This window comes from Bacillus sp. OTU530, from assembly GCF_038440375.1.
Map to the genome: position 1 here is coordinate 1 of NZ_JASATP010000202.1, position 203 is coordinate 203.

Annotated in this window: 2 tRNA genes; both read left to right on the forward strand. The window is 44.8% G+C overall.

From position 1 onward, the window contains the following. Positions 1 to 8: 8 nt before the first annotated feature. Positions 9 to 84, forward strand: a tRNA-Thr gene (locus AAHB12_RS31620). A gap of 9 nt (positions 85 to 93) precedes the next feature. Beyond that, positions 94 to 166 (forward strand) — tRNA-His (locus tag AAHB12_RS31625). The last annotated feature ends 37 nt before the right edge of the window (positions 167 to 203 follow it).

The window sequence follows — 203 nt, forward strand, 5'->3', positions numbered from 1 at the left end:
CCATATCTGCCTGCTTAGCTCAATTGGTAGAGCAACTGACTTGTAATCAGTAGGTTGGGGGTTCAAGTCCTCTAGCCGGCACCAGTGATGATGGCGGTTGTGGCGAAGTGGTTAACGCATTGGATTGTGGCTCCAACATTCGTGGGTTCGATTCCCATCAATCGCCCTTTTATCTTTTTATCAGATTATACAGATTTATTTTT